Source organism: Streptomyces sp. NPDC002573, assembly GCF_042889625.1.
Classification (GTDB): domain Bacteria; phylum Actinomycetota; class Actinomycetes; order Streptomycetales; family Streptomycetaceae; genus Streptomyces; species Streptomyces gibsoniae.
In genome coordinates this window covers 58321-73026 of sequence record NZ_JBIARC010000047.1, presented here as the reverse complement: position 1 = coordinate 73026, position 14706 = coordinate 58321, and the positions used below count along the sequence as shown (strand labels likewise).

Below are 14706 nucleotides of genomic sequence, written 5' to 3'. Positions count from 1 at the left end.
CCCCGGCCGCCCCGGCCCCGCGGGGGCGCCCCCCCCCCCCCCCCCCCCCCCCCGGGGGGGGGGGGGGGGGGGGGGGGGGGGGGCCGGGCCCCCCCCCCCCCCCCACGGCTCCCGCCTCCGGGCCCCATGCGCCCCTCACAGCGCCCAAGGACGGATCAGGCGTCCGTCACAGCCCTCAGGGACGGAGCATGCGCGCCTCACGGCCCGCAGTGGACGGATCCAGCCCCGCGCCCGGCCCAACCTCAGCTCGTCCCCTGGCTCACATCCAGTCGTCGGGTTCCGGCTCCGGCTCGAAATCGGGCTCCGCGTCCGGCCAGTCGTCGGCCGGCGTCCCGTCGCCCGCCGGGGCGGCCTCCGCTGTCGGGGCCGCGCCGCCCGCTGCCGGTCCGTCCAGCGATGCGAGCACTCCGAGCACTCCCTCGCCGTAGGTCGCCAGCTTCTTCTCGCCGACCCCGCCGATGGTCCCCAGCTCCGCCACCGTCGTGGGGCGGGCGGTGGCGATCTCCCGGAGCGTCGCGTCGTGGAAGATCACGTACGCCGGGACGCCCTGTTCCTTCGCCTGGGCCGCGCGCCAGGAGCGCAACGCCTCGAAGACGGGCAGCAGATCCGGCGACAGCTCGGCGGCGGCCTTCGGCCTGCGTTCGCTCTTCGGCGACGAGGAACGGGCGGCCGCGGGCCGCGCAGGCTCCTTGCGCAGGGGCACCTCGCGCTCCCGCCGCAGCACCGACCCGCTCGGCTCCGTCAGCACCAGCGTCCCGTACTCGCCCTCGACCGCCAGCAGGCCCTGGGCCAGCAACTGCCGGACGACACCCCGCCATTCGCCCTCGGTCAGCTCCTCGCCGATGCCGAAGACGGACAGCTGGTCGTGGTCGAACTGGATGACCTTGGCCGTGCGCCGCCCCAGCAGGATGTCCACGATCTGCACCGCGCCGAACTTCTGCCGCCGCTCCCGGTCCAGCCGCCAGACCGTGGACAGCACCTTCTGCGCCGCGACCGTCCCGTCCCAGGTCTCCGGCGGCGTCAGACACGTGTCGCAGTTGCCGCAGCCGCCCCCCGCGTCCGGGTCCTGGCCGAAGTAGGCCAGCAGCTGGCCACGGCGGCACCGGGCGGCCTCGCACAGCGCCAGCATCGCGTCCAGATGCGCCTGGGCCCGGCGGCGGAAGGCCTCGTCGCCCTCTCCGGACTGGATGAGCTTGCGCTGCTGTATGACGTCGTTCAGCCCGTACGCCATCCAGGCCGTGGACGGCAGGCCGTCGCGGCCCGCCCGGCCGGTCTCCTGGTAGTACCCCTCGACCGACTTCGGCAGGTCCAGGTGCGCGACGAACCGCACATCCGGCTTGTCGATGCCCATCCCGAACGCGATGGTCGCGACCACAACGAGGCCGTCCTCGCGCAGGAACCGGGACTGGTTCGCCGCTCGCATGCCCGCGTCCAGGCCCGCGTGGTAGGGCACCGCGTCGATGCCGTTGCGGGTCAGGAACTCCGCCGTCTTCTCCACCGAATTGCGTGAGAGGCAGTAGACGATGCCCGCCTCGCCCGGGTGCTCCTCGCGCAGGAACGACAGCAGCTGCTTCTTGGGGTCGGCCTTCGGGACGATCCGGTACTGGATGTTGGGCCGGTCGAAGCTCGCGACGAAGTGGCGGGCCGACGGCATGTTCAGCCGCTGGGTGATCTCCTGGTGCGTGGCGTGCGTCGCCGTCGCCGTGAGCGCGATCCGGGGGACGTCCGGCCAGCGCTCGCCGAGCAGGGACAGGGACAGATAGTCGGGGCGGAAGTCGTGGCCCCACTGGGACACACAGTGCGCCTCGTCGATGGCGAAGACCGAGATCTTGCCGCGCGAGAGCAGGTCGAGGGTGGACTCCAGGCGCAGCCGCTCCGGAGCCAGGTAGAGCAGGTCCAGCTCGCCGGCCAGGAACTCCGCCTCCACCACGCGCCGCTCGTCGAAGTCCTGCGTGGAGTTGACGAACCCGGCCCGCACGCCGAGCGCCCGCAGCGCGTCCACCTGGTCCTGCATCAGTGCGATCAACGGTGAGACCACCACACCGGTGCCGGGTCTGACCAGGGCCGGGATCTGGTAGCACAGCGATTTGCCGCCGCCGGTCGGCATGAGGACCACGGCGTCGCCGCCGGCCACCACATGCTCGATGATCGCTTCCTGCTCGCCGCGGAAGCTCTCATACCCGAAGATCCGGTGCAGCGTGGCCCGCGCCTCACTGCCGTCGCTCGGCGCCGGCATCACGCCCGCCTCCGTCATCACAGCCGTCCCGTCCATCGCTCGTCCCCCACGTGTCGTCCCTCGACCACGCCATCCACGATAGGGGGCCGCGCCGACAGCCCCGGAGTTATCCACAGGCTCCCCTCTCCGTCCGGGAGCAAGCACACGACAGTCGTTCACACGTACGCGGGAGGCCTGCCCGTTTCCGCACGGATGGTCCGAAAGGACCGGCGAGGCTCCGCCGTCATCCTGGTCATCGCGGTCGTCTCCGAAGGCTCCCTCTCCCGCGACCGTTCGACCTCGACCAAGCCCATGAAGTACGCCCGAACCGCCAGGACCGCACGCAGAACGGCCCGGCACCCCCCGAGCGGGCACCGGGCCGTCGTGTGCGGCGGGACTCCTCAGCGCACGAAGATGCCCGCCTGGCTCGCCAGGTTCAGGAAGTACTGGGGCGCCACACCCAGCACCAGCGTGACCGCCACGCCCACCCCGATCGCCGTCATGGTCAGCGGCGAGGGGACGGCGACCGTCGGGCCCTCGGGGCGCGGTTCGCTGAAGAACATCAGGACGATCACCCGGATGTAGAAGAACGCCGCGACCGCCGACGAGATCACACCGATCACGACCAGCGGGATCGCGCCGCCCTCCGCGGCCGCCTTGAACACGGCGAACTTCCCGGCGAAGCCGGAGGTCAGCGGGATGCCCGCGAAGGCCAGCAGGAACACCGCGAACACGGCCGCCACCAGCGGCGACCTGCGCCCGAGCCCCGCCCAGTCGGACAGGTGCGTCGCCTCGCCGCCCGCGTCACGGACCAGCGTCACGACGGCGAAGGCGCCGATCGTCACGAACGAGTACGCGGCCAGGTAGAACAGGACCGAGGAGACGCCGTCGGGGGTCGTCGCGATGACACCCGCGAGGATGAACCCCGCGTGCGCGATCGACGAGTACGCCAGCAGTCGCTTGATGTCGGTCTGGGTGATCGCGACGATCGCGCCGCCCAGCATGGTGACGATCGCGACCGCCCACATCACCGGCCGCCAGTCCCAGCGCAGGCCGGGCAGGACGACGTACAGCAGCCGCAGCAGCGCACCGAACGCCGCCACCTTCGTCGCGGCCGCCATGAAGCCGGTCACGGGGGTGGGCGCACCCTGGTACACGTCCGGTGTCCACATGTGGAACGGCACCGCGGCCACCTTGAACAGCAGGCCCATCACGATCAGCGCGGCGCCGACCAGCAGGAGTGCGTCGTTGCCCATGGTGTTCGCGAGCGCGGGGTCGACGTTCGTGACCGTGCCGTCGACGACGTGGGCGATGGACGCGTACGACACCGAGCCCGCGTATCCGTACAACAGTGCGATGCCGAACAGGGTGAACGCGGAGGCGAACGCGCCGAGCAGGAAGTACTTGACCGCCGCCTCCTGCGACATGAGCCGCTTGCGGCGGGCCAGGGCGCACAGCAGGTACAGCGGAAGGGAGAAGACTTCCAGAGCCACGAAGAGGGTCAGCAGGTCGTTGGCCGAGGGGAAGACGAGCATGCCGCCCACCGCGAACAGCAGCAGTGGGAAGGCCTCGGTGGTCGTGAAGCCGGCCTTCACGGCGGCCTTCTCGCCCTCGCTGCCCGGTACGGACGCGGCCTGCGCGGCGAACGAGTCGACCCGGTTGCCGTGCGCGGCGGGGTCGAGGCGCCGCTCGGCGAAGGTGAACACGCCGAGCAGGCCGGCCAGCAGGATCGTGCCCTGCAGGAACAGGGACGGCCCGTCGACCGCGATGGCTCCCATCGCCGCGATGTGCGCCTTGGTGGTGCCGTAGCCGTCGGCCGCGAGGGCCACGACCGCGGCGAACGCGGCGGCGAGCGCGACGACGGAGACGAACACCTGTGCGTAGTAGCGGGATCGGCGCGGTACGAACGCCTCGATCAGCACTCCGATGAGCGCCGCGCCGATGACGATCAACGTGGGCGACAATTGCCCGTACTCGATCTTCGGCGCCGGGATCTTCGAGATCGGTTCGGCCGCGATTGTCCACAGGCTGTGGACGGCTGCTGTGCTCACTTGGCCGCCTCCACCGCAGGCTTGGGATCGGTCTGGTGTACGTCGGACATGGTCTGTTTGACCGCCGGGTTCACGATGTCGGCGACGGGCTTCGGATAGACGCCCAGGAAGATCAGCAGAACGATCAGCGGGGCGACGACGAGCAGCTCCCGCACCCGCAGATCGGGCATCCCGGCGACCTCCGGCTTCACGGGGCCCGTCATCGTCCGCTGGTACAGGACCAGGGTGTAGAGCGCGGCGAGGACGATGCCGAAGGTGGCGATGATCCCGATCGCCGGATGGCGTGTGAAGGTGCCGACCAGGACCAGGAACTCACTTACGAAGGGCGCGAGTCCCGGCAGGGACAGCGTGGCCAGACCGCCGATCAGGAAGGTGCCGGCGAGCACCGGAGCGACCTTCTGGACGCCTCCGTAGTCCGCGATCAGACGCGAGCCGCGGCGCGAGATCAGGAAGCCCGCCACCAGCATCAGGGCGGCGGTCGAGATCCCGTGGTTCACCATGTAGAGCGTCGCGCCGGACTGGCCCTGGCTGGTCATCGCGAAGATGCCCAGGACGATGAACCCGAAGTGCGAGATCGAGGCGTACGCCACCAGCCGTTTGATGTCCCGCTGGCCGACGGCGAGCAGCGCGCCGTAGATGATGCTGATGACCGCCAGGACGAGGATCACGGGCGTGGCCCACCTGCTCGCCTCCGGGAACAGCTGGAGGCAGAAGCGGAGCATCGCGAACGTGCCGACCTTGTCGACGACCGCCGTGATCAGGACGGCGACCGGGGCGGTGGCCTCACCCATGGCGTTGGGCAGCCAGGTGTGCAGCGGCCACAGCGGCGCCTTCACCGCGAAGGCGAAGAAGAAGCCGAGGAACAGCCACCGTTCGGTGCTGGTCGCCATGTGCAGCGAGCCGTTGGCCCGGGCCTGCACGATCTCCGCGAGCGAGAAGTTCCCCGCCTGCACATACAGACCGATCACCGCGGCCAGCATGATCAGGCCGCCGACGAGGTTGTAGAGGAGGAACTTCACGGCGGCGTACGAGCGTTGCGTGGACGCCGTCTGCTCGCCGTGCTCGTGGGCGTGGTCCCCGAACCCGCCGATGAGGAAGTACATCGGGATGAGCATGGCTTCGAAGAAGATGTAGAAGAGGAAGACGTCGGTGGCCTCGAAGGAGAGGATCACCATCGCCTCGACGGCCAGGATCAGGGCGAAGAAGCCCTGCGTCGGCCGCCAGCGGCGGCTTCCGGTCTCCAGCGGGTCGGCGTCGTGCCAGCCCGCGAGGATCACGAACGGGATCAGCAGCGCGGTCAGCGCGATCAGCGCCACCGCGATACCGTCCACGCCCAGTTCGTACCGCACCCCGAAGTCCTTGATCCAGGCATGCGATTCGGTGAACTGGTAGCGCGCGCCGCCCGGCTCGAAGCGGAACCCGATCACCGCGGCGAGCGCGAGCGTGGCGAGTGAGACGACCAGCGCCAGCCACTTGGCGGTGGTGCGCCGGGCGGCGGGAACCGCTGCCGTGGCGATCGCCCCCACGGCCGGGAGCACCGCCGTCGCTGTCAGCAGGGGAAAGGACATCGCTATCAGACCGCCCTCATCAGCAGGGTCAGGGCGACGAGCGCCGCCGCACCGCCGAACATCGAGACCGCGTACGAGCGCGCGTAGCCGTTCTGGAATCGGCGGAGCCTGCCGGACAGGCCGCCGACCGAGGCGGCCGTGCCGTTGACGACGCCGTCGACCAGGGTGTGGTCCACGTACACCAGGGAGCGGGTGAGGTGCTCTCCGCCGCGGACGAGGACGACATGGTTGAAGTCGTCCTGAAGCAGATCGCGCCGGGCGGCCCGGGTGAGCAGCGACCCTCGCGGGGCGACGGCCGGGACCGGACGGCGGCCGTACTGGACGTAGGCGATGCCGACGCCCACGAGCAGCAGCACGAGGGTGGCGGCGGTCACCGTCAGGGCGCTGACCGGCGAGTGGCCCTCCGAGTGTCCGGTGACGGGCTCCAGCCAGTGCAGGAAGCGGTCGCCGACCGAGAAGAGGCCACCCGCGAACACCGACCCGACGGCCAGCACGATCATCGGGATCGTCATGACCTTGGGCGACTCGTGCGGATGCGGCTCGTTGCCGTGCTCGTCGGGCTGCCAGCGCTTCTCGCCGAAGAAAGTCATGATCATCACGCGGGTCATGTAGTACGCCGTGATGGCCGCGCCCAGCAGGGCCGCGCCGCCGAGGATCCAGCCCTCGGTGCCGCCCTTGGCGAACGCCGCCTCGATGATCTTGTCCTTGGAGAAGAAGCCGGACAGGCCCGGGAAGCCGATGATGGCGAGGTAGCCGAGGCCGAAGGTGACGAACGTGACCGGCATGTAGCTCCTGAGACCGCCGTACCTGCGCATGTCGACCTCGTCGTTCATGCCGTGCATGACCGAGCCGGCGCCGAGGAACAGCCCGGCCTTGAAGAAGCCGTGCGTCACCAGGTGCATGATCGCGAAGACATAGCCGATGGGGCCGAGGCCGGCGGCCAGCACCATGTAGCCGATCTGCGACATGGTCGACCCGGCCAGCGCCTTCTTGATGTCGTCCTTCGCGCAACCGACGATCGCACCGAAGAGGAGCGTGACGGCGCCGACCACGGTGACGACCAGTTGCGCGTCCGGCGCGGCGTTGAAGATCGCGCCGGAGCGGACGATCAGATACACGCCCGCGGTCACCATGGTCGCGGCGTGGATCAGGGCCGAGACCGGGGTCGGGCCCTCCATCGCGTCGCCGAGCCAGGACTGCAGCGGCACCTGGGCGGACTTGCCGCAGGCGGCGAGCAGCAGCATCAGGCCGATGGCGGTGAGCTTGCCCTCGCCCGCCCCGTGCACGTCCGCGAAGACCGGCCCGAAGGCGAAGGTCCCGAAGGTCGTGAACATCAGCATGATCGCGATCGACAGGCCCATGTCGCCGACGCGGTTGACGAGGAACGCCTTCTTCGCCGCGGTCGCCGCGCTGGGCTTGTGCTGCCAGAAGCCGATCAGCAGATAGGAGGCGAGACCGACGCCCTCCCAGCCGACGTACAGCAGCAGGTAGTTGTCGGCGAGGACGAGCAGCAGCATCGCCGCGAGGAACAGGTTCAGATAGCCGAAGAAGCGGCGCCGGCGCTCGTCGTGCTCCATGTACCCGACCGAGTACAGATGGATGAGCGAGCCGACACCGGTGATCAGCAGGACGAACGTCATCGACAGCTGGTCGAGCCGGAAGGTGACGTCGGCCTGGAAGCCGGCCACCGGGATCCAGCTGAACAGATGCTGCGTCACGGTCCGGTGGTCGGCCGCCTTCCCCAGCATGTCGGCGAAGAGGAAGGCGCCGAACACGAAGGAGAGGGCGGCGAGCACCGTACCGATCCAGTGGCCGACCGCGTCCAGCCTCCGGCCGCCGCACAGCAGGACGGCCGCTCCGAGCAGGGGCGCCGCGATCAGCAGCGCAATCAGGTTCTCCACGATTCTTCCGACCCCTTACAGCTTCATCAGGCTGGCGTCGTCGACCGAGGCCGAGTGGCGGGTACGGAACAGCGACACGATGATCGCGAGCCCGACCACGACCTCCGCGGCGGCGACGACCATCGTGAAGAAGGCGATGATCTGGCCGTCGAGATTGCCGTGCAGCCGGGAGAAGGTGACGAACGCGAGGTTGCAGGCGTTGAGCATCAGCTCGATGCACATGAACACCACGATCGCGTTCCGCCGGATCAGCACGCCGGTGGCGCCGATCGTGAACAACAGAGCGGCGAGATACAGGTAGTTGACCGGGTTCACTTCGACGCCTCCTCGGTCCTCTTGAGCGCCGGCCGCTCGTCCTCGTCCCGCTCCAGGCGCTCGGCGGTGCGCTGTTCCAGTGCCTTCAGATCGCCGATCGCCTCGTCGGACACGTCACGGATCTGACCGCGCTCCCGGAGCGTCTTGTTGACGGTGAGCTCGGACGGGGTGCCGTCCGGGAGGAGGCCCGCGATGTCCACCGCGTTGTGCCGGGCGTAGACGCCGGGCGCCGGCAGCGGCGGAACGTGCTTGCCCTCCCGTACGCGCTGCTCGGACAGCTCGCGCTGGGTCCTGGCCCGCTCGGTGCGCTCGCGGTGGGTGAGGACCATGGCGCCGACCGCGGCCGTGATGAGCAGGGCGCCGGTGATCTCGAAGGCGAACACGTACTTGGTGAAGATGAGGGCCGCGAGGCCCTCCACGTTGCCGTTCGCGTTCGCCCTGCCCAGACCGGCGAAGTCCTTCAGGGACGCGTTGGCGATGCCCGCGAGCAGCAGGACGCCGAAGCCGACCCCGCACAGAAGGGCCAGCCAGCGCTGGCCCTTGATGGTCTCCTTCAGGGAGTCCGCCGCGGTGACACCGACCAGCATCACCACGAAGAGGAAGAGCATCATGATCGCGCCGGTGTAGACGACGATCTGCACGACGCCCAGGAAGTACGCGCCGTTGGCGAGGTAGAACACCGCCAGGACGATCATGGTGCCGGCCAGGCAGAGGGCGCTGTGCACGGCCTTCTTCATAAAGACGGTGCACAGGGCGCCGATCACCGCGATCGTGCCGAGGACCCAGAACTGGAAGGCCTCACCGGTGGAGGTGGTGTAGGCGGCGGCGAGTTGCGCGCTCATGCGTCCGCCTCCTGTTCCTCGGGCTTCTCTCCCTTGGAGACGGCGACCTGGCGCACCGTGCCGGGCGCGGCCTCCGTCACCAGGCCCCGGTAGTAGTCCTGCTCGTCGGTCCCCGGGTAGATGGCATGCGGGGTGTCGACCATGCCCTCTTCCAGGCCGGCGAGCAGCTGCTCCTTGGTGTAGATCAGGTTGGCGCGGCTGGAGTCCGCCAGCTCGAACTCGTTCGTCATCGTGAGCGCGCGCGTGGGGCACGCCTCGATGCACAGGCCGCACAGGATGCAGCGGGCGTAGTTGATCTGGTACACCCGCCCGTACCGCTCGCCCGGGGAGTAGCGCTCCTCGTCCGTGTTGTCCGCGCCCTCGACGTAGATAGCGTCGGCGGGGCAGGCCCAGGCGCACAGCTCGCAGCCGACGCACTTCTCCAGGCCGTCCGGATGGCGGTTGAGCTGGTGCCGTCCGTGGAACCGCGGAGCCGTGGTCTTCTTCTGCTCCGGGTACTGCTCGGTCAGCCGCTTCTTGAACATGGCCCTGAAGGTCACGCCGAAGCCGGCGACGGGGTTCTGGAAACCGGGCTTCGTCTGCCCGGCCTCCTCGGGCTCCTCAGCCATCGGACGCCTCCTTTCCATCCGTAGATCCGTCACTGACAGTGTCCGGCCCGCCACTGACAATCAGCTCCCGCTCCCGGCGCGAGCGGCGCCTGGGCACGGGCGGCAGCGTCTGTCCCGGCAGCGGCGGTACGGGGTAGCCGCCCGCCATCGGGTCGAAGGCGGCGGGCCCCGCCGTGGGCCGCTCGGGCTCCTTGGCCTTCTCGCGGAACATGTCGACGAGGAACGACAGCACCAGCAGCGTGAGGACACCGCCCGCGACATAGAGGGCGATGTCGGCGAATCCGTAGTGTTCGTTGCGCAGCGCCCGCACGGTCGCGACGAGCATCAGCCAGACCACGGAGACCGGGATGAGGACCTTCCAGCCGAGCTTCATCAGCTGGTCGTAGCGGACGCGCGGGAGCGTGCCGCGCAGCCAGATGAAGAAGAACAGCAGCAGCTGGACCTTGATGACGAACCAGAGCAGCGGCCACCAGCCGTGGTTGGCGCCCGCCCAGAAGCCGCTGATCGGCCACGGCGCCCGCCAGCCGCCCAGGAAGAGCGTGGTCGACACGGCCGAGACCGTCACCATGTTCACGTACTCGGCGAGCATGAACATCGCGAACTTGATCGACGAGTACTCGGTGTTGAAGCCGCCGACCAGGTCGCCCTCGGACTCCGGCATGTCGAAGGGGGCGCGGTTGGTCTCGCCGACCATCGTGACGATGTAGATGATGAACGAGACCGGCAGCAGCAGGATGAACCAGCGGTCGTGCTGCTGCTCGACGATCCTCGACGTCGACATCGACCCGGAGTAGAGGAACACGGAGGCGAAGGCGGCACCCATGGCGATCTCGTACGAGATCATCTGCGCGCAGGAGCGCAGACCGCCGAGCAGCGGGTAGGTGGATCCGGAGCTCCAGCCGGCGAGGACGATGCCGTAGATGCCGACCGAGGCGATCGCGAGGATGTAGAGCATCGCGATCGGCAGGTCGGTGAGCTGCATCGCGGTCCGGTGACCGAAGATCGAGATCTCGTTGTCCGCGGGTCCGAAGGGGATCACCGCGATCGCCATGAAGGCCGGGATGGCCGCCACGATCGGCGCGAGGACGTAGACCACCTTGTCGGCGCGCTTGACGATGACGTCTTCCTTCAGCATCAGCTTCACGCCGTCGGCGAGCGACTGGAGCATGCCCCAGGGGCCGTGCCGGTTCGGGCCGATCCGCAGCTGCATCCAGGCGACGACCTTGCGCTCCCAGACGATGGAGAACAGCACGGTCACCATCAGGAAGGCGAAGCAGAAGACCGCCTTGACGACGACCAGCCACCAGGGGTCGCGGCCGAACATGGAGAGGTCTTCAGCGGCGAGGTACGGGCTCATGCCTCCACCTCCTTGGGGGCCTCGGCGGCGGGGGTCGCCGGGCCGATGCGGACGAGGTTGCCGGGCAGCGCACCGGTGTCGGAGGCGACGCCCCCACCGGTGGAGTTCAGCGGGAGCCAGACCACCCGGTCCGGCATCTCGGTGATCTGGAGCGGGAGTTCCACGGTCCCTGCCGGGCCGCTCACCGCAAGCAGGTCACCGTCCTTGACGCCTGCCTCGGCGGCGGTGGCGGCCGACACCCGCGCGCGTGCCGCGTGGCGTGTGCCGGCGAGTGCCTCGTCGCCGTCCTGGAGCCGTCCCCGGTCGAGCAGCAGCCGGTGACCGGCGAGCACCGCCTCCCCGGCGGCCGGACGGGGCAGTTGGCCCCCGATCTCCAGGGGGTTGGCGGCCCGCAGTCCGTCCCAGGGGCCGAGCCGGTCCAGCTCCGTCCGCACGGTCCGCAGATCGGGCAGCCCCAGATGGACGTCCATGGCGTCGGCGAGCATGTGGAGCACGCGCGCGTCGGCGGGCGCCACGGACCGGGTCATCTGGTCGGGCTTGAGCGCCGCCTCGAAGAAACGGGCCCGGCCCTCCCAGTTGAGGAAGGTGCCGGCCTTCTCGGCGACCGCCGCGACCGGCAGCACCACGTCGGCGTGTGCGGTGACCTCGCTGGGGCGCTGTTCCAGCGACACCAGGAAGCCCACCGAGGAGAGCGCCTCACGCGCGCGTGCCGGATGGGCAAGATCGGTGACCTCGACGCCGGCGACCAGCAGGGCCCGGAGTTCGCCGGTGACCGCGGCCTCGACGATCTGGTCCGTGTCCCGGCCGAAGCGCTGCGGGAGTTCGGCGACGCCCCAGGCCGCGGCGACCTCGTCCCGCGCGCGCGGGTCGGTGGCCGGGCGGCCGCCCGGGAGCAGCGTGGGCAGTGCGCCCACCTCGATCGCGCCCCGCTCCCCGGCCCGGCGCGGGATCCACACCAGCTGGGCGCCGGTGGCGGCCGCGGTCCGTACGGCGGCGGTGAGCGCGCCCGCCACATCGGCGAGCCGCTCGCCGACGACGATCACCGCGCCCTCGGTGCGCAGGGCCTCGGCGGCCCGTACGCCGTCCTCCTCCAGGCCGACCCGGCCGGCCAGCGCGTCCAGCCACTCGGTCTCGGTGCCGGGCGCGGCGGGCAGCAGGACGCCGCCGGCCTTCTCCAGGCCCCGGGTGGCGTGTGTGGCGAGGGCGAACACCTGCTGGCCGTGGCCGCGCCAGGCCTTGCGCAGCCGCAGGAAGACGCCGGGCGCCTCCTCCTCGGCCTCGAACCCGACGAGCAGGACGGCGGGTGCCTTCTCCAGCGCGGTGTACGTGACGCCCGTGCCGTCGAGGTCACGGCCGCGTCCGGCGACCCGGGCGGCCAGGAAGTCGGCCTCCTCGCCGCTGTGCACGCGCGCGCGGAAGTCGATGTCGTTGGTGTCGAGGGCCACGCGCGCGAACTTGCTGTACGCGTAGGCGTCCTCGACGGTGAGCCGTCCGCCGGTCAGCACACCGGCCCGGCCCCGCGCGGCGAGCAGGCCCTCGGCGGCGGCCTGCAGCGCCTGGGGCCAGGAGGCGGGCTCCAGCTCACCGGACTCGCCCCGCACCAGCGGGGTGGTCAGCCGGTCGGGCAGCTGCGCGTAGCGGAACGCGAAGCGTCCCTTGTCGCAGACCCACTCCTCGTTGACCTCGGGGTCGTTGGCCGCGAGGCGGCGCATGACCTTGCCGCGCCGGTGGTCGGTGCGGGTCGCGCAGCCGCCGGAGCAGTGCTCGCACACCGACGGCGACGACACGAGGTCGAAGGGGCGGGAGCGGAAGCGGTACGCCGCCGAGGTGAGGGCGCCGACCGGGCAGATCTGGATGGTGTTCCCGGAGAAGTAGGACTCGAAGGGGTCGCCCTCGCCGGTGCCGACCTGCTGGAGCGCGCCCCGTTCCAGCAGCTCGATCATCGGGTCGCCCGCGATCTGGTTGGAGAAGCGGGTGCAGCGGGCGCACAGCACGCACCGCTCGCGGTCGAGCAGCACCTGTGTGGAGATCGCGACGGGCTTCTCGTAGGTGCGCTTCCTGCCCTCGAAGCGGGACTCGGCGTTGCCGTGCGACATGGCCTGGTTCTGCAGCGGGCACTCGCCGCCCTTGTCGCAGACGGGGCAGTCCAGCGGGTGGTTGATGAGCAGGAGCTCCATCACACCCTTCTGGGCCTTCTCGGCGACGGGCGAGGTGAGATGAGTCTTCACGACCATCCCGTCCGTACAGGTGATCGTGCAGGACGCCATGGGCTTGCGCTGGCCCTCGACCTCGACGATGCACTGGCGGCAGGCGCCGGCCGGGTCCAGAAGGGGGTGGTCGCAGAAGCGAGGGATCTCGATGCCGAGTTGCTCGGCGGCCCGGATGACCAGGGTGCCCTTGGGCACGCTGATCTCGATGCCGTCGATGGTCAGCGTGACGAGGTCCTCCGGCGGGACCGCCGCCTGCCCCCCTGATGAGGGAGCGCCGGTGGTCACAGTCATGCGGTCACCTCCGCGGGCTTGTCCGCCCAGGCTGTGGACTTGGCCGGGTCGAAGGGGCAGCCCCGGCCCGTGATGTGCTCCTCGTACTCCTCGCGGAAGTACTGGAGGGAGGAGAAGATCGGCGAGGCGGCGCCGTCGCCGAGGGCGCAGAAGGACTTGCCGTTGATGTTGTCGGCGATGTCGGCGAGCTTGTCGAGATCGGCCATGGTGCCCTTGCCCGCCTCGATGTCCCGCAGCAGCTGCACGAGCCAGTACGTGCCCTCGCGGCAGGGTGTGCACTTGCCGCAGGACTCATGGGCGTAGAACTCGGTCCAGCGGGTGACGGCCCGTACCACGCACGTCGTGTCGTCGAAGCACTGCAGGGCCTTGGTGCCGAGCATGGAACCGGCGGCGCCCACGCCCTCGTAGTCCAGCGGGACGTCGAGGTGCTCGTCGGTGAACATCGGTGTCGAGGAGCCGCCGGGCGTCCAGAACTTCAGCCGGTGGCCGGGCCGCATCCCGCCGCTCATGTCGAGGAGCTGACGGAGCGTGATGCCGAGCGGGGCCTCGTACTGGCCGGGGCTCGTGACGTGGCCGCTGAGCGAGTAGAGCGTGAAGCCCGGGGACTTCTCGCTGCCCATCGACCGGAACCATTCCTTGCCCCGGTGGAGGATCGCGGGAACCGACGCGATCGACTCGACGTTGTTCACAACAGTCGGGCACGCATACAGGCCCGCGACGGCAGGGAAGGGGGGACGAAGCCGCGGTTGACCACGGCGGCCTTCGAGCGAGTCGAGCAGTGCGGTCTCCTCACCGCAGATGTACGCGCCCGCGCCCGCGTGCACGGTGAGTTCGAGGTCGAGTCCGCTGCCGAGGATGTTCTCGCCGAGGTAGCCCGCCGCGTACGCCTCGCGTACGGCGGAGTGCAACCGCCGCAGCACGGGGACGACTTCACCCCGCAGATAGATGAAGGCATGCGACGACCTGATGGCGTAACACGCGATGACGATGCCCTCGATGAGGCTGTGCGGGTTCGCGAAGAGGAGCGGGATGTCCTTGCAGGTCCCGGGCTCCGACTCGTCGGCGTTGACAACCAGATAGTGAGGCTTGCCGTCGCCCTGGGGAATGAACTGCCACTTCATTCCCGTCGGGAATCCCGCGCCGCCCCGGCCGCGCAGCCCGGAGTCCTTGACGTACGCGATCACTTCGTCGGGCGACATGGCGAGCGCCTTGCGGAGCCCCTCGTATCCCTCGTGCCGCTGGTAGACGTCCAGCGTCCAGGACTCCTCCTCGTCCCAGAAGGCCGACAGCACGGGTGCCAGCAGCTTCTCAGGGCTGGTCTCGTTGATCTGCGGTGCCAACGTCATCA

At 70.0% G+C, this 14706-nt stretch carries 10 protein-coding genes; all 10 read right to left on the bottom strand.

Features of this window, described 5'->3' with window-relative positions:
* Nucleotides 1-259: 259 nt before the first annotated feature.
* The 10 genes from recQ to nuoF all read right to left on the bottom strand — a co-directional run bounded on the left by recQ (nucleotide 260) and on the right by nuoF (nucleotide 14704).
* Nucleotides 260-2272 (bottom strand): DNA helicase RecQ, encoded by a 2013-nt coding sequence (recQ, locus tag ACFYX0_RS33340; protein ID WP_388975961.1) that lies wholly within the window; start codon nucleotides 2270-2272, stop codon nucleotides 260-262.
* A gap of 344 nt (nucleotides 2273-2616) precedes the next feature.
* Complete coding sequence (gene nuoN, locus ACFYX0_RS33335) at nucleotides 2617-4266, bottom strand: NADH-quinone oxidoreductase subunit NuoN (protein WP_388975959.1); 1650 nt, start codon at nucleotides 4264-4266, stop codon at nucleotides 2617-2619.
* Nucleotides 4263-5834: an NADH-quinone oxidoreductase subunit M gene (locus ACFYX0_RS33330; protein WP_355908506.1), complete on the bottom strand. Its 1572-nt coding sequence runs from the start codon at nucleotides 5832-5834 to the stop codon at nucleotides 4263-4265. Before ACFYX0_RS33330 ends, nuoN begins: the two co-directional genes overlap by 4 nt.
* A 5-nt stretch (nucleotides 5835-5839) precedes the next feature.
* Nucleotides 5840-7735 (bottom strand): NADH-quinone oxidoreductase subunit L, encoded by a 1896-nt coding sequence (nuoL, locus tag ACFYX0_RS33325; protein ID WP_388975956.1) that lies wholly within the window; start codon nucleotides 7733-7735, stop codon nucleotides 5840-5842.
* A 15-nt stretch (nucleotides 7736-7750) separates the two neighbouring features.
* Nucleotides 7751-8050, bottom strand: coding sequence for an NADH-quinone oxidoreductase subunit NuoK (gene nuoK / locus ACFYX0_RS33320; protein ID WP_076093711.1), 300 nt, complete (start codon nucleotides 8048-8050; stop codon nucleotides 7751-7753).
* Nucleotides 8047-8892 carry an NADH-quinone oxidoreductase subunit J gene (locus ACFYX0_RS33315; protein ID WP_388975953.1) on the bottom strand — a complete coding sequence of 282 codons (846 nt, stop codon included), beginning with the start codon at nucleotides 8890-8892 and terminating at the stop codon, nucleotides 8047-8049. The genes nuoK and ACFYX0_RS33315 overlap by 4 nt, the downstream gene beginning before the upstream one ends.
* Nucleotides 8889-9500: an NADH-quinone oxidoreductase subunit NuoI gene (gene nuoI, locus ACFYX0_RS33310; RefSeq protein WP_311700617.1), complete on the bottom strand. Its 612-nt coding sequence runs from the start codon at nucleotides 9498-9500 to the stop codon at nucleotides 8889-8891. Before nuoI ends, ACFYX0_RS33315 begins: the two co-directional genes overlap by 4 nt.
* Nucleotides 9493-10857, bottom strand: coding sequence for an NADH-quinone oxidoreductase subunit NuoH (gene nuoH / locus ACFYX0_RS33305; RefSeq protein WP_388975951.1), 1365 nt, complete (start codon nucleotides 10855-10857; stop codon nucleotides 9493-9495). Before nuoH ends, nuoI begins: the two co-directional genes overlap by 8 nt.
* The gene (locus ACFYX0_RS33300; protein ID WP_388975948.1) at nucleotides 10854-13358 is read right to left on the bottom strand and encodes an NADH-quinone oxidoreductase subunit G; all 2505 of its coding nucleotides are present in this window, start codon (nucleotides 13356-13358) and stop codon (nucleotides 10854-10856) included. Before ACFYX0_RS33300 ends, nuoH begins: the two co-directional genes overlap by 4 nt.
* Nucleotides 13355-14704, bottom strand: a complete 1350-nt coding sequence (nuoF, locus tag ACFYX0_RS33295) for an NADH-quinone oxidoreductase subunit NuoF (RefSeq protein ID WP_388975946.1) — start codon at nucleotides 14702-14704, stop codon at nucleotides 13355-13357. The genes ACFYX0_RS33300 and nuoF overlap by 4 nt, the downstream gene beginning before the upstream one ends.
* Nucleotides 14705-14706 lie beyond the last annotated feature (2 nt).